Annotated in this window: 32 protein-coding genes; 18 read left to right on the top strand and 14 right to left on the bottom strand. The window is 62.1% G+C overall.

Going from position 1 to position 26,263, the window contains the following annotated elements; translation table 11 throughout:
* Nucleotides 1–11: 11 nt before the first annotated feature.
* Nucleotides 12–962, bottom strand: a complete 951-nt coding sequence (locus CO671_RS02740) for an endonuclease/exonuclease/phosphatase family protein (protein ID WP_097604224.1) — start codon at nt 960–962, stop codon at nt 12–14.
* 272 nt (nt 963–1,234) lie between these two features.
* On the opposite strand from CO671_RS02740, the gene CO671_RS02735 reads away from it, so the two are divergent.
* Nucleotides 1,235–2,251: an NAD-dependent epimerase gene (locus CO671_RS02735; protein ID WP_097604223.1), complete on the top strand. Its 1,017-nt coding sequence runs from the start codon at nt 1,235–1,237 to the stop codon at nt 2,249–2,251.
* Between the two features lie 500 nt (nt 2,252–2,751).
* Here CO671_RS02735 and CO671_RS02725 read toward each other — a convergent pair whose 3' ends face one another.
* Nucleotides 2,752–3,024: a hypothetical protein gene (locus CO671_RS02725; protein ID WP_097604221.1), complete on the bottom strand. Its 273-nt coding sequence runs from the start codon at nt 3,022–3,024 to the stop codon at nt 2,752–2,754.
* 125 nt (nt 3,025–3,149) lie between these two features.
* Nucleotides 3,150–3,464 (bottom strand): hypothetical protein, encoded by a 315-nt coding sequence (locus tag CO671_RS02720; RefSeq protein ID WP_097604220.1) that lies wholly within the window; start codon nt 3,462–3,464, stop codon nt 3,150–3,152.
* A gap of 773 nt (nt 3,465–4,237) precedes the next feature.
* Between CO671_RS02720 and CO671_RS02715 the strand changes: the two genes are divergently transcribed.
* The 6 genes from CO671_RS02715 (at nt 4,238) to CO671_RS02690 (ending at nt 10,467) form a co-directional block, all read left to right on the top strand.
* Complete coding sequence (locus tag CO671_RS02715; RefSeq protein ID WP_097604219.1) at nt 4,238–4,939, top strand: CerR family C-terminal domain-containing protein; 702 nt, start codon at nt 4,238–4,240, stop codon at nt 4,937–4,939.
* Nucleotides 4,936–5,949, top strand: coding sequence for a secretion protein HlyD (gene hlyD / locus CO671_RS02710; protein ID WP_097604218.1), 1,014 nt, complete (start codon nt 4,936–4,938; stop codon nt 5,947–5,949). The genes CO671_RS02715 and hlyD overlap by 4 nt, the downstream gene beginning before the upstream one ends.
* A complete protein-coding gene (locus tag CO671_RS02705) occupies nt 5,946–7,703 on the top strand; it encodes an ATP-binding cassette domain-containing protein (protein ID WP_097604217.1) in 1,758 nt (585 codons plus the stop codon). The genes hlyD and CO671_RS02705 overlap by 4 nt, the downstream gene beginning before the upstream one ends.
* On the top strand, nt 7,700–8,827 hold the full coding sequence (locus tag CO671_RS02700; protein WP_097604216.1) for an ABC transporter permease: 1,128 nt from the start codon (nt 7,700–7,702) through the stop codon (nt 8,825–8,827). Before CO671_RS02705 ends, CO671_RS02700 begins: the two co-directional genes overlap by 4 nt.
* A 1-nt stretch (nt 8,828) precedes the next feature.
* Complete coding sequence (locus tag CO671_RS02695) at nt 8,829–9,941, top strand: ABC transporter permease (RefSeq protein ID WP_097604215.1); 1,113 nt, start codon at nt 8,829–8,831, stop codon at nt 9,939–9,941.
* Between the two features lie 130 nt (nt 9,942–10,071).
* A complete protein-coding gene (locus CO671_RS02690; RefSeq protein ID WP_010029720.1) occupies nt 10,072–10,467 on the top strand; it encodes a DUF1236 domain-containing protein in 396 nt (131 codons plus the stop codon).
* A 425-nt stretch (nt 10,468–10,892) separates the two neighbouring features.
* Here the strand turns inward: CO671_RS02690 and CO671_RS02685 are convergent, their stop codons facing one another.
* From CO671_RS02685 to CO671_RS02670, 4 genes are all read right to left on the bottom strand, one after another.
* Nucleotides 10,893–11,936 (bottom strand): Gfo/Idh/MocA family oxidoreductase, encoded by a 1,044-nt coding sequence (locus CO671_RS02685; RefSeq protein WP_097604214.1) that lies wholly within the window; start codon nt 11,934–11,936, stop codon nt 10,893–10,895.
* Nucleotides 11,937–11,945: 9 nt separating this feature from the next.
* Entirely contained in the window at nt 11,946–12,731 is a 786-nt protein-coding gene (locus CO671_RS02680) for a ThuA domain-containing protein (RefSeq protein ID WP_097604213.1), read from the bottom strand.
* A gap of 190 nt (nt 12,732–12,921) precedes the next feature.
* Nucleotides 12,922–13,263, bottom strand: a complete 342-nt coding sequence (locus CO671_RS02675; RefSeq protein WP_010026374.1) for an SMR family transporter — start codon at nt 13,261–13,263, stop codon at nt 12,922–12,924.
* Between the two features lie 18 nt (nt 13,264–13,281).
* Nucleotides 13,282–13,845 carry a TetR/AcrR family transcriptional regulator gene (locus CO671_RS02670; RefSeq protein ID WP_097604212.1) on the bottom strand — a complete coding sequence of 188 codons (564 nt, stop codon included), beginning with the start codon at nt 13,843–13,845 and terminating at the stop codon, nt 13,282–13,284.
* A 162-nt stretch (nt 13,846–14,007) separates the two neighbouring features.
* Between CO671_RS02670 and CO671_RS02665 the strand changes: the two genes are divergently transcribed.
* Together CO671_RS02665 and CO671_RS02660 are read left to right on the top strand one after the other, a co-directional pair.
* On the top strand, nt 14,008–14,403 hold the full coding sequence (locus CO671_RS02665; protein WP_097604211.1) for a group II truncated hemoglobin: 396 nt from the start codon (nt 14,008–14,010) through the stop codon (nt 14,401–14,403).
* Nucleotides 14,400–14,771: a DUF423 domain-containing protein gene (locus CO671_RS02660; protein WP_097604210.1), complete on the top strand. Its 372-nt coding sequence runs from the start codon at nt 14,400–14,402 to the stop codon at nt 14,769–14,771. Before CO671_RS02665 ends, CO671_RS02660 begins: the two co-directional genes overlap by 4 nt.
* 81 nt (nt 14,772–14,852) lie before the next feature.
* Here the strand turns inward: CO671_RS02660 and CO671_RS02655 are convergent, their stop codons facing one another.
* The 5 genes from CO671_RS02655 to CO671_RS02635 all read right to left on the bottom strand — a co-directional run bounded on the left by CO671_RS02655 (nt 14,853) and on the right by CO671_RS02635 (nt 17,769).
* Complete coding sequence (locus CO671_RS02655) at nt 14,853–15,167, bottom strand: antibiotic biosynthesis monooxygenase (protein ID WP_012484937.1); 315 nt, start codon at nt 15,165–15,167, stop codon at nt 14,853–14,855.
* A gap of 9 nt (nt 15,168–15,176) precedes the next feature.
* Nucleotides 15,177–15,449 carry a hypothetical protein gene (locus CO671_RS02650; RefSeq protein ID WP_012484938.1) on the bottom strand — a complete coding sequence of 91 codons (273 nt, stop codon included), beginning with the start codon at nt 15,447–15,449 and terminating at the stop codon, nt 15,177–15,179.
* Nucleotides 15,446–15,853, bottom strand: a complete 408-nt coding sequence (locus tag CO671_RS02645; protein ID WP_039621588.1) for a DUF2325 domain-containing protein — start codon at nt 15,851–15,853, stop codon at nt 15,446–15,448. Before CO671_RS02645 ends, CO671_RS02650 begins: the two co-directional genes overlap by 4 nt.
* A gap of 107 nt (nt 15,854–15,960) precedes the next feature.
* Entirely contained in the window at nt 15,961–17,286 is a 1,326-nt protein-coding gene (locus CO671_RS02640; RefSeq protein ID WP_097604209.1) for a TonB family protein, read from the bottom strand.
* Between the two features lie 57 nt (nt 17,287–17,343).
* Entirely contained in the window at nt 17,344–17,769 is a 426-nt protein-coding gene (locus CO671_RS02635) for a hypothetical protein (RefSeq protein ID WP_097604208.1), read from the bottom strand.
* 176 nt (nt 17,770–17,945) lie between these two features.
* Here CO671_RS02635 and CO671_RS02630 point away from each other — a divergent pair, with 176 nt between their 5' ends.
* The 7 genes from CO671_RS02630 to CO671_RS02600 all read left to right on the top strand — a co-directional run bounded on the left by CO671_RS02630 (nt 17,946) and on the right by CO671_RS02600 (nt 22,974).
* Complete coding sequence (locus CO671_RS02630; protein WP_010023267.1) at nt 17,946–18,128, top strand: hemin uptake protein HemP; 183 nt, start codon at nt 17,946–17,948, stop codon at nt 18,126–18,128.
* 20 nt (nt 18,129–18,148) lie between these two features.
* Entirely contained in the window at nt 18,149–19,198 is a 1,050-nt protein-coding gene (locus CO671_RS02625; protein WP_097604207.1) for a ChuX/HutX family heme-like substrate-binding protein, read from the top strand.
* An 11-nt stretch (nt 19,199–19,209) separates the two neighbouring features.
* On the top strand, nt 19,210–20,139 hold the full coding sequence (locus CO671_RS02620) for an ABC transporter substrate-binding protein (RefSeq protein ID WP_097604206.1): 930 nt from the start codon (nt 19,210–19,212) through the stop codon (nt 20,137–20,139).
* Nucleotides 20,140–20,141: 2 nt separating this feature from the next.
* The gene (locus CO671_RS02615) at nt 20,142–21,254 is read left to right on the top strand and encodes an iron ABC transporter permease (RefSeq protein ID WP_097604205.1); all 1,113 of its coding nucleotides are present in this window, start codon (nt 20,142–20,144) and stop codon (nt 21,252–21,254) included.
* A gap of 23 nt (nt 21,255–21,277) precedes the next feature.
* Nucleotides 21,278–22,072 (top strand): heme ABC transporter ATP-binding protein, encoded by a 795-nt coding sequence (locus CO671_RS02610; protein WP_097605048.1) that lies wholly within the window; start codon nt 21,278–21,280, stop codon nt 22,070–22,072.
* Between the two features lie 149 nt (nt 22,073–22,221).
* Nucleotides 22,222–22,566, top strand: a complete 345-nt coding sequence (locus tag CO671_RS02605; RefSeq protein ID WP_097604204.1) for a DUF883 family protein — start codon at nt 22,222–22,224, stop codon at nt 22,564–22,566.
* Between the two features lie 9 nt (nt 22,567–22,575).
* Nucleotides 22,576–22,974 (top strand): hypothetical protein, encoded by a 399-nt coding sequence (locus tag CO671_RS02600; protein ID WP_097604203.1) that lies wholly within the window; start codon nt 22,576–22,578, stop codon nt 22,972–22,974.
* Nucleotides 22,975–23,172: 198 nt separating this feature from the next.
* On the opposite strand, the gene CO671_RS02595 is transcribed toward CO671_RS02600, so the two are convergent.
* Together CO671_RS02595 and CO671_RS02590 are read right to left on the bottom strand one after the other, a co-directional pair.
* Entirely contained in the window at nt 23,173–23,730 is a 558-nt protein-coding gene (locus CO671_RS02595; protein ID WP_064684848.1) for an RNA polymerase sigma factor, read from the bottom strand.
* A gap of 9 nt (nt 23,731–23,739) precedes the next feature.
* A complete protein-coding gene (locus CO671_RS02590) occupies nt 23,740–23,946 on the bottom strand; it encodes a NepR family anti-sigma factor (protein WP_012484947.1) in 207 nt (68 codons plus the stop codon).
* A 256-nt stretch (nt 23,947–24,202) separates the two neighbouring features.
* Here CO671_RS02590 and CO671_RS02585 point away from each other — a divergent pair, with 256 nt between their 5' ends.
* The gene (locus CO671_RS02585; protein ID WP_020922074.1) at nt 24,203–24,997 is read left to right on the top strand and encodes a response regulator; all 795 of its coding nucleotides are present in this window, start codon (nt 24,203–24,205) and stop codon (nt 24,995–24,997) included.
* A 191-nt stretch (nt 24,998–25,188) separates the two neighbouring features.
* Nucleotides 25,189–26,184, top strand: coding sequence for a sensor histidine kinase (locus tag CO671_RS02580; protein WP_010030602.1), 996 nt, complete (start codon nt 25,189–25,191; stop codon nt 26,182–26,184).
* The last annotated feature ends 79 nt before the right edge of the window (nt 26,185–26,263 follow it).

The following is a 26,263-nucleotide window of genomic DNA, read 5'->3' as shown; positions in this document are numbered from 1 at the left end:
TGCCGCACGTGTCACCTCACCGGTGAAGTTTCCTGGTCGAGAGCGAATTCGGCAATCAGACCGGAATGGTTCGAGCCGAGATTGTCGTCGAGACGTTTGAGTGAGATCAGGCGAAGCGGCGCCCGCACGAATATGTGGTCGATGGCGATTCCGAGGGCGCCAGCAGCGATTGGCCATGTCGCTGGTTCAGGTGCAAGCGTCTTCAGTTTCTGTTCGCGCAGAAGACCCTGAATGCTGGGCGCGATCGCCGACGAATTGAAGTCGCCGGACAGCACCAGAGGGCCGGAAATCGAACCGAGCGCCTTGCCGAGGTCATCCAGTTCGCCCATCTGGTAGTCGTCGTAATAGGGTTTGGACAGATGCGCCGACACGAGATTGATGGCTTGGCCGCCGAAGTCGACGCTTGAGACGACCAGCCTGTCTTTCCTGAGACTGCCGATGCTTGCGACCTGCCGCATCACGAACGGCCGTTTGGACAGGACCAGCGTATCGCAGCTATCTTTGCCGCTGTCGCAGCCGATATGGTAGGGATAGGCCTTGAACAATCGCTGCAGATGAAATGTCAGCGGCTTGGCTTCGAGCAAATTGACGACATCGGCGTTCGAAGCGATCACCATGTCGGCAAGGGCCGTCGAGTTTTTCCAATTGTCGATGGCGATGTTGAACGACATCAGACGGAAAAGCGGCGCGGCACCCGTCTGCTGATCATCCTGCGCGAATTCGCGCAGCATGACGAAACTGTGAGCGGTGAGAAAAAGCGAGGCGAGCAGAAGAACCAAGCCGTAGATCTGCCTTTTGACCGCCAGAATTGCCAGACTGGCGGCAACAAAGATGACCCCGAGATGGATCTGAAAGCTGTAGACAAAGGACAACAGCCAGAAGTTCGTGACATAGCGCAGCGACACGATGGCAATGGCAAGGGTCAGAAATGCGCAGAGAATCCAATAGATTATGTCTCGCATCGATCCTGATTCCGCTTGTCGACGACTGGGCGGGCATAACATGCAGCCCGGCATGTTGCAACGCAGCATAACGATCGGCCCTCATCCCGGCAGATGAGCAATATCGATGGCATGCGCCAAGCAGACCGCGCCGACGTCCGTGAAACCGGCATAGGTGTCGCAGCCTTCCCCCTCAAAGACCTATCGACTCGGCCTCTTCTTATCTTGTAAGGGGGGTCACGGGATACGGAATCGGCTCTTTGCCGTCGGCAGGGGGCCAAGAAAAGGTGGGAATGCGCTACTTCATCACAGGGACGGCCGGTTTCATCGGTTTTCATCTGGCCAGGCGCCTGCTGCAGGAGGGGCATGAGGTAACGGGCTTTGACGGCCTCACGCCCTATTACAACGTCAAGCTCAAGGAGATGCGCCATGCGGCCCTCTCCCAGTTTCCGGCCTTCAAACCGGTCATCGCGATGCTCGAGGACCGGCCGGCGCTGGAGGCGGCTGTCCTCGCGGCCAAACCCGACATCCTGATCCACCTCGCCGCACAGGCCGGCGTACGCTACAGCCTGGAAAATCCCGAAGCCTATATACATTCGAACGTCGAAGGCTCGTGGAATATCATGGAAATCGCCCGGCGGGTCGAAGTCCGCCATCTGATGCTGGCCTCGACATCATCGATCTATGGCGCCAACGCGACCGTCCCCTTCCGCGAGACCGATCGCGCCGACGAGCCGCTGACCATTTACGCCGCGACGAAGAAATCGATGGAGCTGATGGCGCACAGCTATGCCCATCTTCACAAGATTCCGACCACGGCCTTCCGCTTCTTCACCGTCTATGGCCCATGGGGCCGGCCCGATATGGCGCTGTTCAAATTCACCAAGAACATGCTCGAGGGCCAGCCGATCGAGATCTACGGCGAAGGCAATATGAGCCGCGATTTCACCTATATCGATGATCTCGTCGAAGCGATCGTCAGGCTGTCGGCCATTGCGCCCGGCGAGGAAAATCGCCTCGACGACGCGGCGGTCGAAACGCTTTCACGCCAGGCGCCCTTCCGCGTCGTCAATATCGGCGGCGGCCAGCCGGTCAGCCTGATGGATTTCGTCGAGACGGTGGAAAAGGCGCTCGGCCGGCCTGCCATTCGCCAGATGCTGGCGATGCAGAAGGGCGATGTGCCGCGCACCTTCGCCGCCCCCGATCTGCTCGTCGCGCTCACGGACTACAAACCGGGAACGACCTTGGACGTCGGCGTCAAGGCTTTCGTCGAATGGTATCTCGATGTGCGCGGCCAGCTCGACGGCTAGATCCGGATGATTTTCAGCCGCGTTCGTAACCGGCTTCCGTGGCGTGGTTTGGGCAGTCTTTGGGAAGCCCGGTCCATGACCAATATCGCTCCCCAGTCACGACACGGGGTCCATCCCAAATATGAGCAAGCCCGCAAACAGGAGTGTGGGCAGGCTCTGTGCCAGCGTAACCATTCTAAGCCAACGAGGGGCCCTACCGAAGCACCAATAGATACCATTGCAGATGCTCGAGACCAGATTTCCGGTACCGAGGACCAGTAGCCCCAGAACAGCGCCAAGGTTGGGAAAGAAGCCGCCGCCTGAAGGACTCATAATCAGGAAAGCGCCGAGGAAAATGCCGCCGCTCAGAGCCAGGACTGAAAAGGCAGCGCAAACTGTAAGTGCAAGACTTCTCATCGCTCGACGATCCACGAGTTGAGGGGTTATGGGCGCGTCGACCTCTGCAATCGCAAGCCACCGATAGTCATGAGATGCGTGTTCGCTCGCCGTCCGGCTCCGCATCAACGAGGGAACGATCCGATTTCCAGTTTGGCAATCAACTGGGCAGGAAGATCGCCGCTTATTATGGACGCATCCGCTTTAGCAAAGACCATTTCACCCTCCTGCCATGCATCATATTCCATATCGATCCGCATCCCGTCGCGTTCGACTGCAGCCCAGGAGAAGTCCAGGCCGCCGCCCTTCCGCACGGACCAGCCTGCCGCTGCCAGCGCTTCGATGACCGCCCGCCAGCTTTCCTCCGACAGCCCGGAAAGAGAAACCTGATCAACCATAGCGATGCCTTCCGCCCCGGTGACCAGATGTTTTTGAGCGCGCGCGGGGGCCTTGGCAACCCATTAAGGACCTTCCCGGGGCATCACCGCTACCCACAGCACGCGCATCAGGTCGGACCGCGATCTCAGCGCAGAAACGTCACCGCCTGCACTGCGTCGACCGTCTTCCACAACACATAATCGACAACGGCGGCCAGACTCTGCGAATAGGTCTTGAGTTCGTAACCCTGATCCGCGACCGCAGCAGGGCTGCGCAGAACGAAAGGGACGACCGGGCGCACGAAACCGGCGCGTGTCGTCAGCGGAACCTCTGGCGAATGGCCGATGGCGGACGTGTACATCAGATCGCGTGCGAGGCTGGCGGGGCCGACGGCGAAGGCCGGCCCGGCAGCGGCAGTCACGGTCAAAGTCAAAGCGATGGCGGCAAGTGCTCTCTGCATGTCAGGTCCCCATTTGTGGATCGGCCGGCGTTCGCTCCGTCCGGCTCCAAACGATCGACGCGTCTGTCCACGCCTCGGCCGCTTTCATGAAACCACTCTACACGCCAGGATTTGCAGGGCTTTTAAGCGGATCGATCAAATTTTACGAAATTTGACTTTCTCCGGCTTTCTCGGATTGAGGACCGAGAGGCGCCCGGGCACATGGCGAACGCATCCGCCGGCCGATACGCCGCCTCGACTAAACGCGCAATGCCAATGGTGTGAACGCCGGCCCGCAGTCTACAGAATGCGATCCAGCTTCTTGTTGATGTGCAAATTGGGCATCAATCCCGCACTCTGGGCAGCGTGATAGGACTCTCGCGCCGCGTCGAACGAGATCGACCACATAATGGCGCTCAGCAGGAGCGCGATAATATAGATCTGAATACGCATCGAACCGGCGGTACGGAAAGAGCAAGGCGGTTTTGTGTCAAAACATGGCCGGGAAGCAACGAAAAAGCGTCGGCCGCTTGTTTTGCAACCGGCCGACGCCAGACATATCAGTGTCGTGAAAATTAGCGATAGTCGCATCGCTACCCTGTTGGCAGCCAAATCGAGGCTTGGTTCCTCTTCTCACCCCGAGAGCCCTGAGAGGTCCGTTCCCACGGGCCTCTTTGCCTTTGCTTATCCGCGCTGCCGTCGATCACCGAATGCGGGCTCAACACGAGCGGCGCTGCGCTGCCAAAAATAATCAATCGATTGACTTATTTTTCATGCCATGTTACAAAATCTTCATGATCAAGGAAAAGGCCAATCCACCACCAGCCTCGGCACGCGCCGATGTCGCGCGGCAGAAGATGCTTTCCGCCGCCCTCGACGTCTTTGGCCGCTACGGCTTCGACGGCGCATCGACCCGCCAGCTGACCGAAGCGGCCGGTGTCAATCTGCAGGCCATCCCCTATTATTTCGGCAGCAAGGAAGGCCTTTATATCGCCACCGCCGAATATCTGATGGCCCGCATCGACACGCATATCGGCGATATGAGAGCGCGCATCGGCACGCATCTGCTGAGCCTGGAGGCCGCAGGCAAACCGCTCGGCGAGGCCGAAGCCCGGCGCTTCCTCACCGACATTCTCCAGACCATGGTGACGCTTTTCGTCGGCAAGGAATCCGAATCCTGGGCGCGCTTTCTGATCCGTGAGCAGATGGAGCCGACGGAAGCCTTCGCCAGAGTCTATCAGGGCATCATGCGGCCGATGATCGAGATCGGCCGGCGGCTGATCGGCGCCATTCTGCGTGAGGATCCGACTTCGGAACATGTGCGCCTGCGCACCTTCAGCCTTCTCGGCAGCATCCTCGTCTTTCGTGTCACTCACGCTGCCGTGCTCGCCCAGATGGAGTGGGACGTCATTGGACCGGAGCAGGTGCAGATCCTGCGCGGGCTGGCCGCCGAACTGGTCGATGTGCTCGGCCAGCCGAAAGAAGGTGCCGCATGAGGCGTAGCCTTCCCATCGCTCTCCTTCTCTTCGTTGCTGCGGGGGCCGCGGCCTGGTGGTACGGCCTGCCCGAAAAGCTCGGCTGGTTGCCTGAGGCCCGCCGCGAATTCGTCCTTTACGGCAATGTCGATATCCGTCAGGTCTCGCTCGGTTTCCGCGTCAACGGCCGCCTCTCCGAACTCCGCGTCGATGAGGGCGATGTCGTCAAGAGGGGGGCACCGCTGGCGAAACTTGACGCCGCGCCCTATGAATTCGCCGTCCGTTCGGCGGAGGCCAATGCGGCTGCTCTTCGGGCGACGCTCGACAAGCTGAAGGCAGGCCCGCGGCCGACCGAGATTGCCCAGGCACGCGCCGCCTATGACGAGAGCCTCGCGGATCTGCAGAACGCCAACCTCGCCTATGAACGCGCCCGCCAGCTTCGTCCGCAGGGCACCATTTCCGAGGCGAACCTCGACCAGGCGACCGCCGCGAAGGCGATGGCCGCGGCCCGCTCCCAGTCCGCCAACGAAGCGCTGAAGCTCTTGCAGGAAGGCTCGCGCGTCGAGGATATTGCCGCCGCCGATGCGCAGCTGAAGGCAGCCGAGGCAACACTGGCCTCGGCCCGTACCTCGCTTGAAGATACCGAGCTTCGCGCCCCGAATGACGGCGTCGTCCTCTCGCGGGTGCGGGAAAACGGCGCGATCGTCTCGCCGGCCGACACCGTCTTTGTGCTGTCCCTGACCGAACCGGTCTGGGTGCGCAGCTATCTCGCCGAGCCCGATCTCGGCCGCATCCACCCTGGCATGAAGGTTTCCGTCACCTCCGATACGGCGCCCGACAACCCCTATGAAGGCACCATCAGTTTCATCTCGCCGGTCGCCGAATTCACCCCGAAATCGGTGGAGACGCCGGAGCTCAGGACCGATCTCGTCTATCGCCTGAGGATCGTCATCGACAAGCCAGGCCCGGATCTGCGCCAGGGTATGCCGGTCACCGTGCGGCCTCCGGCGTCTGCGGCAGACGGACGATGACTGCCGTCGAGACCACCTCCCAGACAGGTTGGGACGACAAGCCGCTCGTCCGGATCGACGCCGTCACCAAACGTTTCGGCGACGCTCCCCCTGCCCTTGACAGCGTCTCCGGCACAATCGCCGGCGGTGCGATCACCGGCCTCGTCGGCCCCGATGGGGCCGGCAAGACGACGCTGATCCGCCTGATGACCGGGCTGATGCTGCCCGACAGCGGAACGGTCGAGGTTCTCGGCTTCGACACCAGGAAGAATGCCGCCGGCATCCAGGCGGCGATCGGCTACATGCCGCAGCGCTTCGGCCTCTATGAAGACCTCTCGGTGCAGGAAAATCTCGATCTCTACGCCGATCTGCGCGGCCTGCCGAAGAGCGAACGCGCGAGCACCTTCGACGAATTGCTCAGCTTCACCGACCTCAAACGCTTCACCGGCAGGCTTGCCGGCAAACTTTCCGGCGGCATGAAGCAGAAGCTCGGCCTTGCCTGCGCGCTTCTGAAAAAGCCGCGCCTGCTGTTGCTCGACGAGCCGGGCGTCGGCGTCGATCCGATCTCGCGGCGCGACCTGTGGAAGATGGTCGAGAACCTGACGAGGGAAGGCATCGGCGTGCTCTGGTCGACCGCCTATCTCGACGAGGCGGAAGCCTGCGACCACGTGCTGCTCCTGAACCAGGGAAAGCTGCTTTTTTCAGGCAAACCCGAAGAGATGACCGAGCGCATGAGCGACCGGGTCTTCAGAGTATCCGGCGTCAAAGGTCGCCGCCGGCAGGTGCTCGCCGAACTCCTTGAAGCCAATGGCGTCATCGACGGCGTGATCCAGGGCGAGGCGATCCGTCTCGTTGCGGCAAAGGGCATGAAACCCGATATCGACACCGCCGGCGGCAGCGCAACGCTCACTGCCGCCCCGCCGCGCTTCGAGGATGCCTTCGTCGATATGCTGGGCGGCGGCCCCGGCGGCCGCTCCAGGCTGGCCGAAGCACAGGAACCGCTGAAGGCCGAGGGCGATCGGCCGGTGATCGAGGCCAGGGGCCTGACCAAGCGCTTCGGCGATTTCACCGCGGCCGAGGACATCAGCTTCGATATCCGCCGCGGCGAGATCTTCGGGCTGCTCGGCCCGAACGGCGCCGGCAAGTCCACCACATTCAAGATGCTCTGCGGCCTGTTGAAGCCGACCGGCGGCGAAGGCCGCGTCGCCGGTTTCGATCTTCGCCGCGATGCCGCCGAGGCGCGCAACCAGCTCGGCTACATGGCGCAGAAGTTCTCGCTCTACGGCGATCTCACCGTCATGCAGAACCTCGAATTCTTCGCCGGCGTCTACGGCCTTCGCAGCCAGCACAGACGCGAGCGCATCGCGCTGATGGCCGATATCTTCGATTTCGGCCGCCATGGCCGCGAGGCCGCCAAGGATCTGCCGCTCGGCCTCAAGCAGCGCCTGGCGCTCGCCTGCGCCGTCATGCACGAGCCGCGCGCCCTCTTCCTGGACGAGCCGACCTCCGGCGTCGACCCGATCACCCGCCGCGAGTTCTGGACGCATATCAACGGATTGGTCGAAAAAGGCGTCACCGTGCTCGTCACCACCCATTTCATGGACGAAGCGGAATATTGCGACCGCATCTCGCTGATCTATCGCGGCCGCTCGATCGCGCTCGGCTCGCCGGATGAATTGAAGGCCCGCGTCGCAAGCAAAGAACAGCCGGACCCGACGATGGAGGATGCTTTCATCGCGCTGGTGCAGCGGTCGGAAGCGGAGGATGCGGCATGAACGCTTCCGGCGGCCGGCTTCGGCGTCTTTTTGCCCTGGTGCGCAAGGAAAGCTTTCAGGCGATCCGCGATCCGAGCAGTATCCTCATCGCCTTCGTGCTGCCACTGATCCTGCTCTTTCTCTTCGGCTATGGCGTCTCGCTCGATACCACCCGCACCCGCATCGGCTTGATCGCGGAAGAGATGACGCCGCTGACACAGGATCTCGCGGCCAGCTTCCGGGCCTCGCGTTATTTCGATGTGGCGATCGGCCGCGACCGGCGCCTGTTCGAGGAAGATCTCGTGCTTGGCAAGGTGCGCGGCATCGTCCTCATCCCGGCCGATTTCACCACGCGCTACACCGCCGGCAACCGGCCCGACATCCAGGTGATTGTCGACGGCTCCGATCCAAACACCGCAAATTTCGTGCAGAATTATGCGCAGGGCGCCATTGCCAATTGGGAACGGCAGAGGCAGGCGGATGTCGCCTCCTCCGCCCCCCCCATCGCGGTCGAACAGCGCTTCTGGTTCAATCCGGAGCTGACCAGCCGCAATTTCCTCGTGCCGGGCTCGATCGCCATCGTCATGACGCTGGTCGGCACGCTTCTGACCTCGCTGGTCGTCGCCCGCGAATGGGAGCGCGGCACGATGGAGGCGATGATGGCGACGCCGGTGACGGCGGTCGAGCTGCTCGCCGGCAAGATCCTGCCCTATTTCCTCCTCGGCCTCACCTCGATGACGCTCTGCGTGCTGCTTGCCGTCTTTCTCTTCGGCGTGCCGTTCCGCGGCTCCGTCGCCGCCCTTTACGCCTTGTCGGCCGCCTTCCTGATTCCGGCGCTGGGGCAAGGCCTGTTGATCTCGACGGCAACCAAGAACCAGTTCCTCGCCTCGCAGCTGGCGCTGATCTCCGCCTTCCTGCCGGCCTTCCTGCTGTCGGGCTTCCTGTTCGAGATCAACTCCATGCCGCAAGTGATCCAGTGGATCACCTTCATCGTGCCGGCGCGTTACCTGATCCCCAGCCTGCAGACGGTCTTCCTTGCCGGCGACATCTGGCCGATGTTTGCCAAGGCAATCGCCGTCATGCTGACGATCGGCGCCATCATGTTCGTGCTCGCGGCGCGCAGCACCCGAAAGAGGATCGGCTGAGATGGGATGGACAAGGCTCTACGCCCTCATCGTCAAGGAACTGCTCGCCGTGCTGCGCGACCCCAAGGGCCGCGCCATTTTGATCGGGCCGCCGATCGTCCAGCTTCTGGTCTTTTCCTACGCGGCGACCCTCGAAGTGCGCAATGTCGACGTCATGATCTTGAATCGCGACAGCGGCCATTGGGGCCAGGAACTGATCGAGCGCATCGATGGCTCACCGACCTTTCGCAGTATCGAGATTGCCGCCAATCAGGCCGAAGTTCAGGTGGGAATCGACAACCAGACGGTGATCGCAGCGATCGAAATCGGCCCGGATTTCTCTCGCAACATCGAGGCGGAAGCGCCGGCCGATCTGCAGGTGATCCTCGACGGCCGCCGTTCCAATGCCTCGCAGATCGTCGCCGGCTACCTCTCGCAGATCAGCGCCGCCCTTGCCGCCGAGACGCCGGCAGGCAGGCGCGCCGGCCCCGAGATGGTTTCGACCATGCCCCGCAACTGGTTCAACCCCAACCTCACCTACCAGTGGTTCATGGTGCCGAACCTGATCGCCAGCATCGCGCTTTTGATCGGCCTGATCGTCACCGCCTTGTCGATCGCCCGCGAGCGCGAGCTCGGAACCTTCGATCAGCTGATGGTCTCGCCGCTGCGCCTGCACGAGATCCTGATCGGCAAGCTGATCCCGCCGATGATGATCGGCTTGTTCCACATCACCGTCTATATCCTGGCCGCCGTCTTCCTCTTCGAGGTGCCGTTGCGCGGTTCGCTCTTCCTGCTTTACGGCAGCGCCATCTTCTACCTCGGCTCGGTCGCCGGCCTCGGCCTCTTCATCTCGGCGCTGTCGATGACGCAGCAGCAGGCGATCCTCGGTGCCTTCCTGTTCATGGTCCCGGCCATGCTGCTATCCGGCTTCGCAACGCCGATCGAGAACATGCCGGGCTGGCTGCAGCCGATAACCTTCATCAATCCGCTGCGCTATTTCCTGGTGATCGTCAAAGGCGTTTTCCTCAAGGATATCCCCTTGAGCGAGGTGATAAACCAGACGATCCCGCTGGCGCTGATCGCCTCCGTCACGCTCAGCGCCGCCGCCTGGCTCTTCCGACGGCGGCTGGAATAATCGACGTCCGGCAATGCTTCAGCGGCCTCACAGAATGTGAATCAGCCTTCCAAAGCGTGACTCTTTGCAGCGGGAACATCGAATAGATGGCGTCGTTAACGAGACGCAACCCCAGCAAAGGAGAAGCAAAATGTACAAGATTCTACTTGTCTCCAGCGCCCTTGCGCTGTCGTCTTTTGCCACCAATGCTCTGGCTGACGGAGCCGTCACCGGTGCTGCCGGTGGCGCCATCACCGGCGCGATTGTCGGCGGTCCCGTAGGCGCTGCCGTTGGCGGCGTGGCCGGCGGTGTTGCCGGCGCCGTTATCGATCCGCCGCCGCGGGAGGTCGTCACCTATGTCGAACAGCAGCCGGCCCCGACCTCTCGCGTGGTGGTCGAACAACCGATCGTCGTCGGCAAGCCGCTTCCGGCTGATGTCGTCGTCACTCCGGTGCCCGACAACCCGAAATATGCCTATACCGTCATCAACGATCGCCGCGTGATCGTCGAGCCCCGCACCCACCGCGTGGTGCAGGTGATTGAATAATAAGATCGTCGAAGCCGCCTGCTGCGGCTCGGCTACCTCCGGCCCCGCTTCGGCGGGGCCTTTTTCGTTTGCTTGCGCCAGATGCCGGGCGTGAACAGCCCGGCGAGTTGGTTGTCCCGCTCAGCTTACTCAGGATGCTTCTTCAGGATAAACTAATTGTCGTTGGCATCGTGCCCTGCGCCCCCCTCATCCGGCCCTTCGGGCCCTCTTCTCCCCGCTGGGGAGAAGAGGGCGAATGCGGCCTCGCCATCGACCCTATTGGACGAAGTGCCCTTAAACGGACGGGTTCGGTTGGGCAATGTCGGCACACCTTGCTCCCTCTTCTCCCCAGCGGGGAGAAGGTGGCCCGAAGGGTCGGATGAGGGGGCCACACGGCACGCCTTTCATTGGCAACATTCGGTCGCGAATTCTTGTCTCCAGCACGATCAGACCTTCAGCTCGCGCCGCTCGCGCTCGGTGACCATGGCGAGGTCGAGAACTTTCTGCAGGTTGGCGGCGTGGCGGAAATTGGGATCCGGCTGGATGCGGCTTGCTACCGCCTCGGCGAAGCGCTGGTAGTTGGTCGGCACCGGCGTCACCTCGATCTCCCTCCAGGTGGCGGTCTCGGCATCCTCGCCGAGGCAGCCGCGCAATTCGGAACCGCCGGGGCGATGAATGACCTCGAGGCTGCCCTTCTCGCCGTAGATGCGCAGCTTCAGTTCATTCAGATGGCCCGTCGCCCAGCGGCTGGCATGGATGACGCCGAGCGCGCCGTTGGCGAAATCGACCGACATGGTGAAGCTGTCATTGGCGTCGAGCATATATTCGCCGATCTGGCCGCCCGGCGCCTTGTTGAAGGTCTTCAGCCGCGCAAAGACATGATCGATGTCGGTCGCGGCGCCATAGGCGGCGAAATCGAGAATGTGGATACCGACATCGCCGAGCACGCCGTTCGAGCCATGGCCAGTGGACAGCCGCCACAGCCAGGTCGATTCCGTGCGCCAGTCGCCCCAGGCGCGCGAGACGAGCCAGCTCTGCAGATAGGATGCCTCGACATGTTTGATCGTGCCGAGCTCGCCGGCCAGCACCATCTCGCGGGCGCGCTGCAGCGGCGCGACATTGCGATAGGTGAGGTTGACCATGTTGATGATGCCGGCCTTTTCGGCCGCTTCCGTCATCTCCAGCGCCTTCGGATAGTTTTCCGCCAGCGGCTTCTCGCAGAGCACATGTTTGCCGGCGGCGATCAGCGCCAGCGTCGTCGGGTGATGGATGCGGTCGGGCGTAATGTTCGTCGCCGCATCGAATTCACCCCAGGCGATCGCCTCATCCAGCGACAGAAACCGCTTTTCGATGCCGAACTTGTCGGCGAACGCGGAAAGCCGGTCGGGATCGGTGTCGACGGCGCCGACCACCGTTACGCCGTCGATTTTGCTGAAGTGGGTGAGCTGGCTTTTCGCCATCACGCCCGTGCCAAGAACGAGTAGTCGCATGAATGCTCCTCAGCGGTAACCGGCTTCGCCGGCCTGGTGCAGTTTCGGGCCGCGTTCGACGATCGGCTCCAGCGCCTTTTCTACCGGCACATTTGGAGCGTCGGTAATAGCAGTCAACGCCGCTTGCGGGTTGTACGCCCACTTGACGCCGTTGATCAGCACCTTCTGGATGGTGGCGTCGTGATAGGTCGGATAGGTCTCGTGGCCGGGGCGGAAATAGAAGATGTTGCCGGCGCCGCGCCGCCAGGTGAGGCCCGAGCGGAACACTTCGCCACCCTGGAACCAGGAGATGAACACCGTTTCCAGCGGCTCCGGCACCGAGAACTGCTCGCCGTACATTTCCTCGTTTTCGAGTTCGAAATGCTCGCCGATGCCGGCGGCGATCGGATGGCGCGGGTTGATCGTCCACAGCCGCTCGCGTTCACCCGCCTCGCGCCACTTCAGCGCGCAGGGCGTGCCCATCAGCCGCTTGAAGATCTTGGAGAAATGGCCGGAATGCAGCACCAGCAGACCCATGCCCTCCCAGACGCGCCTGGCGACGCGTTCGACGACGACGTCGGAGACGGCGCCATGATCCTTGTGACCCCACCAGGTCAGCACGTCGGTTTCGGCAAGCCGGGCTTCGCTGAGGCCATGTTCCGGCTCCTGCAGCGTCGCCGTCGTCGCCGAGATGGCGGGATCGGCATTCAGCGCATTGGCGATCGTCGTGTGCATCCCCTCGGGATAGATGCCCCGGACGATCTCATTGGTATTCTCATGAATATTCTCTCCCCAGACGACGGTGCGAATGGCCATGCTGTGCTCCTGTAGAGTGGAGGTCTCGAAAGGTGGGAAGGCAGGATTCAAAGCGCTTTGGAAAACAGCACCGCGTGCGCCTCACTCTCCTCCACGTTCAAGCAACACATAGCCCTTTGTCAGGAATTTGACAAAGGGGAAAATTTCTCTCGTGGCGCGGACAACAGCTTTAGGAAATATCGCAGCAATTTCAATGCGAAATGGATTTCGAAAACAGGTTGACGACGACGACGCCGGATACGATCAGCCCAAGCCCGAGGATTGCCGGCAGGTCAAGCCGTTGCTTGAAGAAGATCAGCCCGACCGAGGAAATCAGCACGATTCCCAAAGCGCTCCAAATCGCATAGGCGATACCGACAGGGATGCTCTTCAGCGTCAGCGACAGGCAATAGAAGGCGGCAGCATAACAGGCGACGACGAGCGCCGTTGGCCCGATGCGGGTGAACTGCTGCGACAATTGCAGCGCGGTGGTGCCGATGACTTCGAGCACGATGGCGGCAAAAAGCAGCCCGTAAACGGCGGCCTGGCTCATGACGAATTCCCTTTCGGATTACTTGCCGGTCAGCTCCACGAGGCGGGCGATGAGATCCCGCCTCTGGGCACCGTCGATATCGTGGCTTTCCAGCGTGTCCGCGAACCAAAGCCCGTCGGCGGCAAACCGCACGATCTGGGCGTCGAGCGAGGAGTCGGTGCCGACATATTCCTCTGCCCGCGCCTGCACCCACTGGCGCCAGCGCAGACGCAGCCGGGGTTCGGCAAGCAGCGCGATCGTCACCTGCGTCCAATTTCTGGAATCGTCGGGACGGTCCTTGAGACCGGATACCGCCATGACATAAGCGCGGGTGAAACGGCCCTGCGGCAGCGGATCACCCCGCATCAGCTCCTCGATATCGGCGTCGAACGTTTCAAGCAGGCTCTCGAACAGGGCATCGAGCAACGCATTCTTCGTCGGGAAGTGATGCAGCAGCCCGCCCTTGCTGACGCTGGAGGCGGCCGACACCGCATCGAGCGTGACCGCGGCCATGCCTTCACTCGCAGCAAGACGCGCGGCGACATCCAGCAATTGCTGGCGCACGAGAGCCGGTTGTTTCTTGCGGTGATGAGCGTTCGACATGCGATATAAAGATACCGTCCGGACGGTTTTGTCAAGAAGAATCGGTTGGAACCCCTGCGGCGCCGGCATTATGCGCGAAATGCCGCGGCAGCCTGATGACAGTTGCGATGATTTTCCGCCCGGTGCATGAAGGGGCCGGGGAAAGACATTTGGGATGGTTTCGTGACGGAGAAGGTCACCACTCTATATCAAGCGATCGGCGGCGATCCCGCCGTCAGGGCGCTGACGCGCCGTTTCTATGAGTTGATGGACAGGCTGCCGGAGGCAGGCAACGTGCGCGCCGTGCACCCGCCGAGCCTTCAGGAGAGCGAAGAGAAATTCTACGAATATATGAGCGGTTATCTCGGCGGCCCGCCGCTCTATACCGACAAACGCGGCCATCCGCGCCTGCGCAGCCGCCATTTCGTCGCCGAGATCGGCCCTGTCGAGCGCGACGAATGGCTGCTCTGCTTCCGCCGCGCCCTCGATGAGACGATCGAAAGCCAAGCGCTGCGCGATCTCATCTGGGCGCCGGTCGAGCGCCTTGCCTACCACATGCAGAACAAGGAACAGCCATGAGCCTGAATGCGCGTCTGGAACCGGTGCTCTATCTCTTTGCCGGCCTGTTCGGCGTGGCCGGCGTCGCGCTTGCCGCTCTTGCCGCCCATGGCGGCGGGCAAGCCAACCTGGCCGCATCGGCATCCGCCATGTGCCTGGCGCACGCCCCTGCCCTGCTGGCATTGGCTTTCGGCACCGCAAGGCTCAAAACCGCCTGGCTGGCCGGTTTTCTGATGATCTTGGGAACGCTGCTCTTTGCGGGCGACCTGGTCTCGCTGCGTTTTGCCGGTTCCGGCCTCTTCCCCTATGCCGCCCCGACCGGCGGCTGGGCGATGATGCTTGGCTGGCTGGCGGTTGCGGCGGGTGCGGTCTTGCGGGTTCGGGCGTAGATCTCCCCTTCTACCCGGGCGGGAAGAAGGTGCCCGAAGGGCGGATGAGGGGGCTACGGACGCCAAGCTAACTGTCAGCGGCTATATCCCATCGACCACATTGAAGCCCTCAAACACCGGCGGTCCCTTATACATCGCCTTGCGGTCGCCGGCATTTCGGTGCGCGGCACGAAAATTCTCGGACTTCGTCCAGTTCTGAAAATCCGCTTCGCTCTTCCAGACCGTGTGCGAGGAATAGAGCGTATAGCCCTCCTCTTCGTTGGCCTTGCCGCGCAATAGGCGGAATTCGACGAAACCGGGCACCTCGGCCAGGCTGGAATCGCGATTGCGCCAGACCGTCTCGAAATCACTCTCGCTGCCGGCTGCGACCTTGAAGCGGTTCATTGCGATATACATGAAATCTCCCTACGCCTTCCGCTTATCGGCCCTTGCCGCAAGCGCGGGAAAGGCGAGGATATTATTGCCGTTTGCCGCCGCCGGGCCAAGTGCTCTCGTCGTCGCTTCTCCAGGCATGCGCGCCTCCCAGGTCGGGAACAGCGTCACATTCTGATAGATCCGCTGGCGTTCGGCATGCTGCTGAAAAAGTTCGTAGAGTTCGGGGACGAGGCCGTCGCCGCTCTGCGCGGCGAGCTTGTGCAGGCCGATCATGGTGAAGCCGTCGGGATGCTGGTCGTTCATCTGGAATTATCTCGTTCGTTCATCGTCTGCAGCGCACGCTCCAGGCTGGACTTGCTGCCGTTGCGCAGCGGGATGAAGGCCTTGCCGAACTTCTTGCAGCCGGTCTTCACCCGAAGGCAGGCATCGTGGCTGATACAGTCGATCGGGCAGAAGACGCAGTCGACCGAGGGAAGCACGGTATCGATGCGGGACACCGCTTCGCGCAGGCCGCCGTCGTGATGAATGAGCTCAGCGCCGAAATTGCTGCAGATTTGGCGAAGATGCGCCACCTGGCAGTCGCGCCCGCCGACATAGAGGAAACTGCGGCCATCCAGTTTGGATCGTCCGGGGGATGCCTGACTTGCGTCCTCGCCCGCGCTGTCGCGGACCTCCCGGTTCGAACCCTTCTTGCCCTTGCGAGCCATTTACCACCCGTTCGCTCGTTGATCGTCACACGATTCCTGCGTGTGCGAACGGACCTTATTAAACTTGATTTTTAGAGTAAAGTATAAAGTTGATTATTTTTATCATATTATCGCGGAGTGACCTCGACGGGGAAGGTGTAGGTACGCGAGGATGCCGCGATCGTGTCTGGCATCGCCGGCAGGTTGCACGAGGCTACCCTGGCAAGAGCCGCGCTATCAACCTCGGGGAGCCCCGAGCCACGGACAACACTCGATGCGGTGATATCGCCGCTGCGATTGACGGTGATGCGAACGGTCAAGGTAGCCGGAGCCGTACGATACCGAGACTCCATCCGGTCGACACAACGGAACAACCGCGCGACAAGCTTGCCTTTGTAATTGGCTTCCAACGCACCGCCCGCTCCATTCCGTCCACCGGATGTGCGCGAATTATCGTTCGAATTGGCGTCTGCCTGTCCGTCGGCAGCACCCCGGCGCGACTCCTGCTTGGCATCGCCCTCCGAACCCTGTGCTTTCTTCGGCGGCTGCTTTCTTTCCACCGTCTTCTTTTCTACAGGCTTTTCCAACTTCGGCTTCGGCTGCGGAGTGACCACCTCAGTCGGCGGCTCCGGCTCGGGAGAAACGGGAGGCACCTCGACAGGCTTGATCTCTTCGGGTTTGGACTGCATTGCGGCTGCCGTTGGGGGTTCGCTAGACATCACCGGCTGCTCCGGCACCACCGTCGACATCGGCTGCACGACAGAAGTTTCGGCAGGGGTTTCGGATACCAGGACTTCAGGTTCCGAAGCCGCAATCGTCTCCGCTGATTGACGTGTAACCTCCTGCACAGGCTGGACGGTTTCGACCGGCTCTGCGTCAGCGGGCTGCACGGTTTCCGGCTGAACGACCTCCGGCTGCACCTCGGCTGTCTCGACTGGCTTAACTGTATCGGGCTCAACAGCCTCTGGGACCACTTCTTCCTGAATGGTCACCTCAGTGTCGCCGGCTGCGCTCTGATCGGCGTCGGAACTGCCGAGCATGACCACGCTGATCGCCTCGCCCGCCTCCATCAGCGTTTCATCCGAGGGCGCAGGCATCACAATAAGCAGCGTGGCGGCCAACGCAGCATGGAAAAAGGCTGAACCGACGCAACTCAGCGCCACCCGCCGTCGCACCGGTGTCTTCTCGTCATCCTGTTTTTCCACCGCCGCGTCCATCGGCGGCGCGGAAACGGGAGTTGCCGGCGCGGCTTCCGGATGATCGGGAAAGGAGGATATCTGCGCGAAACGTGTATAGTGGATCACCGTTTCGCCGGCCGGCTGGCGCTGCGCGTTGCGCAATTCGGGAAGCTCGTGGCCGGGATGCATTCCGGGCGTATTATCATTCAGGCTGCCGCCGGCGTCCGCCTCCCCGATGAGCACGTGTCTCGATCTGGTTTTCGCTGAAATCGCCATTGTCTATGCCTCGGACAGCCTGAAACATGCCCGCCGGGGATCATCCCCGGCGTCTTCTTATCCCTCGAAGGGGACGGAGATCTGCGAGCGGGTGACGATACCCTTCATGCATTCGCCGGCAGCCGGCCCGTCGCAGACCGGCGTGTCGTTGATCAGGATGCGGGTCACGCTCTCGCATTTGACATTCGGCATGTCGAACTGGCGCACGCGCTTCTTGCCCTGCGGCAGATCGCGAAAATCGAGCACGGTGATGCGGTCGACGGCATTCTTATCGTTGAAGAAGGCGAGTTCGAAGGACACCTTGTTGATGGCGGCGGGCAGCTGGTTGAGCGCGACGAAGGTCATCATGCAGCCCTTCTGCGAGGGCGCCAGCGTGTTGAGCTCGACATTGAGAGAGGCTGCCGGCGCCGTCTCCTGTGCCTGGCATACGCTCGCAACCGCCATTACCCAGCCGGCCGCAACGGCCGCAAACCTACCCGTCATAATCTTCTCCGCCATTGTCGCCGGCCGCCAGCAGGCAGCCGCAAATCAGCAATCTCAAAAACTTGACTACGTTAGTCTCCTATTGCGTCTTTAAAAAACTATGAGTAAGAAAGTCAAGTTAATTGTCACCACACCGGGGACCACCGATCCCCGGCTTCACGGAATTGCCAACCGACATGATGGTTGAAAAGCCAGATAGCTTTAAGCATGCGCCGCTGCCCAGCGAGCCGGCGGCGCAACAGCGGATCGTCGACAGCGCGGATCTTTTCCGCGGCACGAACGAGATCGTGATCAGACACGACGGGCTGGTCTACCGCCTGAAGATCACCCGCCAGGGCAAGCTCATTCTTAATAAATAGGGCCAATAAGTAGGTAAGACATGACTGAACAGAAAAGACCGGCGCCGGCCGAAATCCGTGCGTTTCGCGCCGAAAATCCAAAGATGCGCGAGCGCGATATCGCCGCCCGGCTGAAGATTTCCGAGGCCGCCCTCGTCGCCGCCGAAACCGGCATCAGCGTGACCCGCATCGATGGCAGCGCGCTGAAGCTTCTGGAACGCGTCGCCGGCCTCGGCGAAGTGATGGCGCTGTCGCGCAACGAAAGCGCCGTGCACGAGAAGATCGGCGTCTTCGAAAACATCAAGATGGGCATGCAGAGCGCAATCGTGCTCGGCGAGAACATCGACCTGCGCATCTTCCCGAGCCGCTGGGAGCATGGCTTCGCCGTCTCCAAAAAGGATGGGGACCAGGAGCGTCTCAGCCTGCAATATTTCGACAAGGCGGGCAACGCCGTGCACAAGGTGCATCTGCGACCGAATTCGAATGTCGAGGCCTATCACGCGATCGTCGCCGAATTGAAACTCGAAGACCAGTCGCAGGAATTCGTCGAGGCGGAGATCTCCAATACCGCCGATGAGGCCGCAGATGTCGACCGCGACGAGCTGCGCGACAACTGGAGCAAGCTCACCGACACGCATGAGTTCTTCGGCATGCTGAAGCGCCTGAAGATCGGCCGCCAGGCGGCCATCCGCAGCGTCGGCGACGACTATGCCTGGAAGCTCGACAACAGCGCGACGGCGGAGATGATGCATGCCTCGGTGAAATCAGGCCTGCCGATCATGTGTTTCGTCGCCAATAACGGTATCGTCCAGATCCATTCCGGCCCGATCGTCAACGTGCAGACCATGGGCCCGTGGATCAATATCATGGACCCGACCTTCCACCTGCATCTGCGCCAGGACCACATCGCCGAGACCTGGGCCGTGCGCAAGCCGACCAAGGACGGCCACGTCACTTCGCTCGAGGCTTACAATGCCGACGGCGAGATGATCATCCAGTTCTTCGGCAAGCGCAAGGAAGGCTCTGACGAACGCGTCGAATGGCGCGAGATCATCGAAAACCTGCCGCGGGCAGCAAGTGTCGCCGCATAAGGATCGCAACCATGACGATGCGTAACAATCTGCGCCGAATCCGCCCCTGGCAACTGGCGCTGACGGCGGCCGTCATGGCACTGCCGCTGATCCCATCGGCGCCGGCGGTCAAAGGCATCGCCTTTGTCCGCGCCGTCCACGCCGAGGACAGCAAGCTCGACACGTCGCGCCTGGTTTCGGTCGGCGGCGATATCACCGAGATCGTCTATGCGCTCGGCGAGGAAAGCCGGCTGATCGCCCGCGACACGACGAGCACCTATCCGGAAGCGGCGCTGAAACTGCCCAATGTCGGTTATATGCGCGCGCTCTCGCCCGAAGGCATCCTCGCCATGAACCCGACGGCGATCATCGCCGTCGAGGGTTCGGGCCCGAAGGAGGCGCTGGCCGTGCTGAAGAATGCCAGCGTGCCCTTCGAGACCGTGCCGAGCCCGTTCACCCGCGACGGCATCATCGCCAAGATCGATCGCGTCGGCGCGCTGCTCGGCGTGCCCGACAAGGCGAAGGCGCTTGAAGGAAAGGTCGCGGCCGATCTCGACGCGGCGATCGCCGACGCCGAAAAGCGCCCGGAGGCCGAGCGCAAGCGCGTTCTCTTCATCCTCAGCGCCCAGAATGGCCGGATCATGGCCTCGGGCACCGGCACGGCGGCCGACGGCATCATCCAGCTTGCCGGCGCCGTCAATGCCGTCGGCGCATTCCCCGGTTATAAGCCGCTGACGGACGAGGCGATCATCGAAGCCAAGCCCGACATCATCCTGATGATGAATCGCGGCGATGGCGCCGGCACCAGAAACGAGGACCTGCTGGCCCAGCCGGCGATCGCGCTGACGCCGGCCGGCGAGAAGAAGGCGATCGTGCGGATGGACGGCATCTACCTGCTCGGCTTCGGCCCGCGCACGGCCGCCGCCGCGCGCGAGCTCAACGCGGCGATCTACGGGGGCTGATCATGGCCCTGCCGCAAGCCATGACGCAACGAGGGCGACGCTTTGCGATGGCAGAGATCGGCGAAACCAGGCGGGCGGGCGACAGAACGCGGCTCGCCGTGCTGGCGATCGCGCTGCTTGTCGCCGGCTCCGCCTTCGCGATGCTGTTTTCGGTGACGACAGGCGCCTCGGATGCCTCGATCCTCGACGTCATCGGCAACATGACCGGCTCGGAGGCGGCGCTGAGCGCCCGTGACCGGATCATCATCTTCAATATCCGCCTTCCCCGCACGATCCTCGGCTTTCTGATCGGCGCCTCGCTGGCCGTCTCCGGCACGGTGATGCAGGGCCTGTTCCGCAATCCGCTCGCCGATCCGGGCCTTGTCGGCGTCTCCTCCGGCGCAAGCCTCGGCGCGGTCGCCATGATCGTGCTCGGCAGCGGCCTGGCGGCACCGTTCCAGGCGTTCTTCGGCATCTATGCTTTGCCGGTGGCCGCCTTCGGCGGTGGTCTGGTCACGACGCTGCTGCTCTACAGGATCGCCACCCGTCACGGCCAGACCTCGGTGGCGACGATGCTGCTTGCCGGCATCGCGCTCGGCGCGCTCACCCTCGCCCTCACCGGCCTGCTGATTTACATGGCCAACGACCAGCAGCTGCGCGATCTGACCTTCTGGAGCATGGGCTCGCTTGCCGGCGCCACATGGACGAAGATCGCCGCCGCCGGCCCGATCGTGCTTCTATCCTTCACCGCCCTCCCCTTCATGGCCCGCGGCCTCAACGCCATCACGCTCGGCGAAGCCGCCGCCTTTCACATGGGCGTGCCGGTGCAGCGGCTGAAGAACGTCGCGATCGTCGGCGTCGCGGCGGCGACCGGCGCTTCCGTCGCCGTCAGCGGCGGCATCGGCTTCGTCGGCATCGTCGTGCCGCATATCCTGCGAATGGCGATCGGCCCGGATCATCGTTTTCTGCTGCCGGCCGCAGCCCTTCTCGGCGGCTCACTGCTGATCTTCGCCGATGTCCTGGCGCGCACCCTGGTCGCCCCTGCCGAACTGCCGATCGGCATCATCACCGCAGCGGTCGGTGGTCCCTTCTTCCTGTGGATCCTGCTGAAGCAGCGTTCGCGCCTTGCCCTGTGAGCGATCTTGTGAGTGACGTGCAGATGATCGAAGTGTCCGGCCTCTCCGTGCGCCTTTCCGGCAAATTAATCATCAGCGACGTCGCCTTCACCGCAAAGGCCGGCGAGCTGACGGCGATTGCCGGGCCGAACGGCTCCGGCAAGACGACGACGATGAAAGCGATCTCCGGCGAGCTTGCTTATGATGGCTCGGTGCGCATCGGCGGCGGCGAGGTGCGAGGACTGAAACCCTGGCAGCTTGCCGCCATTCGCGGCGTGCTGCCGCAGGCAAGCACCATCTCCTTTCCCTTCACCGTGCGCGAGATCGTCCGCATGGGCCTGACCTCGGGCCTCAACCTCAATCCCGACCAGGCCGATGATACGGCGGCCGCAGCACTTGCCTCCGTCGACCTCTCCGGCTTCGAAGGCCGTTTCTATCAGGAACTCTCGGGCGGCGAGCAGCAGCGTGTGCAGCTTGCCCGCGTGCTTTGCCAGATCGCCGAGCCCGTTGTCGACGGCAAGTCCCGCTGGCTGCTGCTCGACGAGCCGGTCTCCAGCCTCGACATCAGCCATCAGCTGACCATCATGTCGCTCGCCCGCGATTTCTGCCGACGCGGCGGCGGCGTCATCGCCGTCATGCACGACCTCAACCTGACGGCGCTCTTTGCCGACCGCGTCGTGCTGATGAAATCCGGCCGCCTCGCCGCCGCCGGCGGCATCGATGAGGTGTTGACCGATGAGACCATGCTCTCGGTATTCGGCTGCGCGCTGCGCATCAATCAGGTGCCTGCCGACGGCACGCCCTTCGTGCTCGCCCACAGCGCCGTTTCCCAGCGCTAACCACCGCGTACGGCGGAACTTTTGACCGCCCGGCACGTTGTCGGCAGTGATTTGGGTCAATGCCGCGCGGTCTCCTCTATGCAACGAACGGTAGTGACCCCGGTGCAGAACAGGCGGGCTTGCGCGCGCCCCAGCCAATGGAGACAGCCATGACCTATTCCATCTTTCACTCCGGCCGCAGCCGCCGCAACGGCACCTTCCACAATTTCGAATCCGGCATCGAGGAACAGATCGAGGCGCTGCGCGATGAGCTCGCCGAACTGACGCGCCTGGTCGGCAAGAGTTCGCGCCATCAGGGCGATAAGATGCGCAGCCAGGCAAGCGCCGGCTATGAGGAACTGCTCAGCCGCAGCGAGGATCTCTTACGCGAACTGCAGCATGGCTACGAGCGCGGCGCGACCGAGATGCGCGAGACCGTGCGCAAACATCCGCTGGCAACGATCGGCGCCGCAGCCGCCTTCGGCCTGGCCATCGCCTTCCTCGCGCGGCGCTGAGGAAGCGCGATGCTCTCGATCCTCAGCCTACTGACGGGCGCAAGCGTGCACCGGACCGTCGCGCGCGCCAAGCGCACCAGCATCTTCCTTGCGCTCGCCCTGCTCTTCATTCTCACCGCCTATGCGCTGGCCGTCACCGCTGGCGCCATCTGGCTCGCCGGCATCTACGGCCCGGTCGGCGCCGCCCTCTTCCTGGCCGCTTGCGCACTGCTGATCGCCGTCATCCTGGTGGTGGTGATGGTGATCATCAACGCCCAGGACAAACGCCGCGCCCGCGAGCGCCGCGCAGCGCTGGAATCACTGGCGGCAGTCGGGCTCGGCCTCGTCCGCGCCCAGCCCCTGCTGACCGCCGGCGTGCTGACGGCCATCGTCGCGGCCAATCTGGTGGGATCGAAGCGGGAAGATTGAGGGAAGGATTGGCTCCCTCATTTCCGAATGCTTGTCAAAAGGAGAGCGTGTGTTCCTCCACACACCGGTGGACGATGGGCACAGACGCCCGCCTCACCCACCCTCATTCCTGTGCCTGTCACAGGAATGAGGGCGGGGAGAGGTAGCGATCACCCCTTAATACGATGCAAAAAACCGGTGTCTCAGCAGCCGGCCTCCTCAGAACGCAAACGCCTTCGAGGTCAGCGGCGCCGAGGTGGCGTCGGGGCCGAAATCGGCTTCGCCCGAGATCTGCAGCAATTCCTGCAGGCGTTGGCGGGCGCGGTTGACGCGGCTCTTGATGGTGCCGACGGCGCAGCCGCAGATTTCGGCGGCCTCCTCGTAGGAAAAGCCCGAGGCGCCGACGAGAATGATCGCTTCGCGCTGGTCCGGCGGCAACTGGTCGAGCGCCTTCTTGAAGTCCTGCAGATCGAGCGCGCCATATTGCGACGGATGCATCGCCATCGATTCGGTGAACAGGCCGTCGCTGTCCTGCACCTCGCGGCCGCTTTTCCGCATCTGGCTGTAGAGCTCGTTGCGCAGGATCGTGAAGAGCCAGGCCTTCATATTGGTGCCCATCTCGAAATGATCCTGCTTAGCCCAGGCTTTCATGATCGTATCCTGGACGAGATCGTCGGCACGGTCGTGGCGGCCGATGAGCGAGATTGCAAAGGCGCGAAGACTGGGCAGGGCCGCCAGCAGTTCCCGCTTGAAGCTGGGTTGCATTTTATCTTCCATGCGACGATCCTATTCGGCCATCTTGGCGGAAGCCATCATCTCGGCATGGTCGAGCTTTTCGAGAAGATCGAGAAAACGATCCGGGATCGCTTCACCCTGTGCGGCCGCATAAAGCGACCGCAATTTGACGCCGATCTGATTGTTCGGGTCCAGGATATCGCTTGCCCGCAGCTCCAGCTTGCGCTGATCGGCTGCTTCTTTCTTGCGTGTGGTCATCAATTCGTCTTCTCGCCGGTTGTCTGTTCTAGGAGCGTGCACGGCATCATCACGACTTCGACCAGCGAGACCGAGGCTTTCGATTATCGATGTCGCCGAGGTTTGCCGCTGCGTGGGTCAAAATGCTACGCCCTTTCTATGTCGGCTGGAATAATGCGGCGCGGCAAAAAAAGTTCCTGCCGTTCCGGAACTTTTTTATCAAGATGACGTTAATCGGTCATTGAAGCCAATGCCGGCCTGTATACAGGAGCCATATATGACACTTTCTACTCGAATTGCGCCGCACCTGCCTTATCTGCGTCGCTATTCCCGCGCACTGACCGGCACTCAAACTTCGGGCGACGCCTATGTCGCCGCCGTTCTTGAAGCCATCATCGCCGATCTGTCAATTTTCCCGGACACGGCGAATGACCGGGTCGCCCTCTACAAACTGTTTACGCAACTGTTTGGTTCCACTGCAGTCCAGATTCCAGAGCCGACCTCGCCATATGCGTGGGAACAGCGCGCCACCCTCAATCTGTCCAAAGTTTCGCCAGGCGCCCGTCAGGCCTTTCTGCTCGCTTCCGTGGAGAATTTCCGCGTCGCTGAAATCGCAGAAATTCTCGAGCTCGACGAACAGGATGTCATGCAACTGCTCGACAAGGCTTCGCAGGAGATTTCCCGCCAGGTGGCAACCGATATCATGATCATCGAGGACGAGCCGTTGATCGCCATGGATATCGAACAGATGGTCGAAAGCCTCGGCCACCGCGTCACCGGCATCGCCCGCACCCATGCCGAAGCCGTCGCACTCTACAACAAGACGAAGCCAAGCATGGTGCTCGCCGACATCCAGCTTGCCGACGGCAGTTCCGGCATCGATGCCGTCAACGACATTCTCAAGACGTCGAGCGTGCCGGTGATCTTCATCACCGCTTTCCCGGAACGGCTTCTGACCGGCGAGCGCCCCGAACCGACTTTCCTCGTCACCAAACCTTTCAACCCCGACATGGTCAAGGCACTGATCAGCCAGGCGCTTTTCTTCAATGAATCGACCAAGGTAGCCGCCTGAGACGCAATTTTCCGACCTTCGGAACCAAACCGTCGAAACAGGCGTTCCGGTGCTGCCGGGACGCACCGAAGGCCTTAACGGTTTTTGCAGCGCTTCGTTCTAGAGTTGGCAGGCGGTTTCTGGAGGGCGTTCCCTTCAGCGACGTTCAATACGTCACAAGGAAAGGCGGCCGAGTGAATACGACTGAACCATTGTCGGGCACGCCTTTCACCTTCGAAGGCAAAGCCGCAATGATGGAACGGGCGCTCGGCAGCGCCGGTATTTCAATACTCTGCCAGGATGCCCGGCTTTCGATTTTCTACGCCGAAAATCTGCCGCCGTATTTCGCGGCGCGCTTCATGCCCGGCGGCACTGATGCCGGCCTTTTCGGTGATATCCATGGGCAGTATCTGACAGCGCTGAAACATAAGGTGCTGGAGACCGGAATCCCCAACAATGCCGAGGTCGAGATCGACGTCGACGGCGAAATGCGCACCTATGAACTGAAAATCCAGCGCACCGGTGAACGCGGCACGCATGGGCTTCTGTCCGTCATGACGGAGGTCACCGAAAGCCGGCATCGTGAAAAAGTACTGAAATCGCTGCTGCGCGAACTCTCGCACCGCTCGAAGAACCTTCTCGCCATCATCCAGGGCATTGCCACGCAGACGGCGCGCAACACGCTCTCGCTCGACAGTTTCCTCCTGAAGTTCCGCGGGCGGCTGCAGTCGCTTTCCAATTCCCAGGACCTGATCACGGATTCGAGCTGGCGCGGCGCCTATCTCTTCGAACTCGCCGAAAAACAGTTCGCCCCCTACTGGCCGGAAACATCAGGCTCCATGCCGATCTACGGCATCAATGCGCATCTGACGCCGAATGCCGCGGTGCATCTTGGACTTGCTCTCCACGAACTCATCGTCAACTCCGCCTCCTATGGCGCCATTGCCGGCGGCGCTGCCTCCATCACGCTCAACTGCCGGGAAGCTGCGATCGGCGACAGGAGGGCGATCGAGATCGCCTGGGCGGAAGTGCTGCAGGATCAGTCGGAAGTCCACGAATTCAGTGACAACAGCTTCGGCCGCACCGTGCTGGAGCGTGTCGTGCCCTCGTCGGTCAACGGCAAGGCGGAACTGAACCTTGTGCCCGGCCGCATCGAATATCGGCTGACCATTCCGGAGACCGAATTCGAGATCTTCAAGCGCATCTGAAGTGGGAAAATAAGACGAGCGAAAACAGAAAAACAGCCGGTGCGAGGGCGGCGCACCGGCTGTCTTCACTCACCGGGAG

It is taken from the genome of Rhizobium sp. M10 (assembly GCF_002531955.1).
Classification (GTDB): Bacteria; Pseudomonadota; Alphaproteobacteria; order Rhizobiales; family Rhizobiaceae; genus Rhizobium; species Rhizobium etli_C.
This window is presented reverse-complemented; position numbering and strand designations above follow the sequence as displayed.

Coding starts and splice junctions, on each gene's coding strand:
- CO671_RS02670 (WP_097604212.1), bottom strand. CDS start 13,845: ATGTCGAACGCTCATCACCGCAAGAAACAACCGGCTCTCGTGCGCCAG.
- CO671_RS02620 (WP_097604206.1), top strand. CDS start 19,210: ATGACGATGCGTAACAATCTGCGCCGAATCCGCCCCTGGCAACTGGCG.
- CO671_RS02705 (WP_097604217.1), top strand. CDS start 5,946: ATGACTGCCGTCGAGACCACCTCCCAGACAGGTTGGGACGACAAGCCG.
- CO671_RS02590 (WP_012484947.1), bottom strand. CDS start 23,946: ATGACCACACGCAAGAAAGAAGCAGCCGATCAGCGCAAGCTGGAGCTG.
- CO671_RS02650 (WP_012484938.1), bottom strand. CDS start 15,449: ATGAACGACCAGCATCCCGACGGCTTCACCATGATCGGCCTGCACAAG.
- CO671_RS02675 (WP_010026374.1), bottom strand. CDS start 13,263: ATGAGCCAGGCCGCCGTTTACGGGCTGCTTTTTGCCGCCATCGTGCTC.
- CO671_RS02600 (WP_097604203.1), top strand. CDS start 22,576: ATGCTCTCGATCCTCAGCCTACTGACGGGCGCAAGCGTGCACCGGACC.
- CO671_RS02740 (WP_097604224.1), bottom strand. CDS start 962: ATGCGAGACATAATCTATTGGATTCTCTGCGCATTTCTGACCCTTGCC.
- CO671_RS02695 (WP_097604215.1), top strand. CDS start 8,829: ATGGGATGGACAAGGCTCTACGCCCTCATCGTCAAGGAACTGCTCGCC.
- CO671_RS02735 (WP_097604223.1), top strand. CDS start 1,235: ATGCGCTACTTCATCACAGGGACGGCCGGTTTCATCGGTTTTCATCTG.
- CO671_RS02700 (WP_097604216.1), top strand. CDS start 7,700: ATGAACGCTTCCGGCGGCCGGCTTCGGCGTCTTTTTGCCCTGGTGCGC.
- CO671_RS02725 (WP_097604221.1), bottom strand. CDS start 3,024: ATGGTTGATCAGGTTTCTCTTTCCGGGCTGTCGGAGGAAAGCTGGCGG.
- CO671_RS02720 (WP_097604220.1), bottom strand. CDS start 3,464: ATGCAGAGAGCACTTGCCGCCATCGCTTTGACTTTGACCGTGACTGCC.
- CO671_RS02625 (WP_097604207.1), top strand. CDS start 18,149: ATGACTGAACAGAAAAGACCGGCGCCGGCCGAAATCCGTGCGTTTCGC.
- CO671_RS02690 (WP_010029720.1), top strand. CDS start 10,072: ATGTACAAGATTCTACTTGTCTCCAGCGCCCTTGCGCTGTCGTCTTTT.
- CO671_RS02635 (WP_097604208.1), bottom strand. CDS start 17,769: ATGACGGGTAGGTTTGCGGCCGTTGCGGCCGGCTGGGTAATGGCGGTT.
- CO671_RS02685 (WP_097604214.1), bottom strand. CDS start 11,936: ATGCGACTACTCGTTCTTGGCACGGGCGTGATGGCGAAAAGCCAGCTC.
- CO671_RS02610 (WP_097605048.1), top strand. CDS start 21,278: ATGATCGAAGTGTCCGGCCTCTCCGTGCGCCTTTCCGGCAAATTAATC.
- CO671_RS02680 (WP_097604213.1), bottom strand. CDS start 12,731: ATGGCCATTCGCACCGTCGTCTGGGGAGAGAATATTCATGAGAATACC.
- CO671_RS02660 (WP_097604210.1), top strand. CDS start 14,400: ATGAGCCTGAATGCGCGTCTGGAACCGGTGCTCTATCTCTTTGCCGGC.
- CO671_RS02585 (WP_020922074.1), top strand. CDS start 24,203: ATGACACTTTCTACTCGAATTGCGCCGCACCTGCCTTATCTGCGTCGC.
- CO671_RS02655 (WP_012484937.1), bottom strand. CDS start 15,167: ATGTATATCGCAATGAACCGCTTCAAGGTCGCAGCCGGCAGCGAGAGT.
- CO671_RS02645 (WP_039621588.1), bottom strand. CDS start 15,853: ATGGCTCGCAAGGGCAAGAAGGGTTCGAACCGGGAGGTCCGCGACAGC.
- hlyD (WP_097604218.1), top strand. CDS start 4,936: ATGAGGCGTAGCCTTCCCATCGCTCTCCTTCTCTTCGTTGCTGCGGGG.
- CO671_RS02595 (WP_064684848.1), bottom strand. CDS start 23,730: ATGGAAGATAAAATGCAACCCAGCTTCAAGCGGGAACTGCTGGCGGCC.
- CO671_RS02605 (WP_097604204.1), top strand. CDS start 22,222: ATGACCTATTCCATCTTTCACTCCGGCCGCAGCCGCCGCAACGGCACC.
- CO671_RS02615 (WP_097604205.1), top strand. CDS start 20,142: ATGGCCCTGCCGCAAGCCATGACGCAACGAGGGCGACGCTTTGCGATG.
- CO671_RS02715 (WP_097604219.1), top strand. CDS start 4,238: ATGATCAAGGAAAAGGCCAATCCACCACCAGCCTCGGCACGCGCCGAT.
- CO671_RS02630 (WP_010023267.1), top strand. CDS start 17,946: ATGATGGTTGAAAAGCCAGATAGCTTTAAGCATGCGCCGCTGCCCAGC.
- CO671_RS02640 (WP_097604209.1), bottom strand. CDS start 17,286: ATGGCGATTTCAGCGAAAACCAGATCGAGACACGTGCTCATCGGGGAG.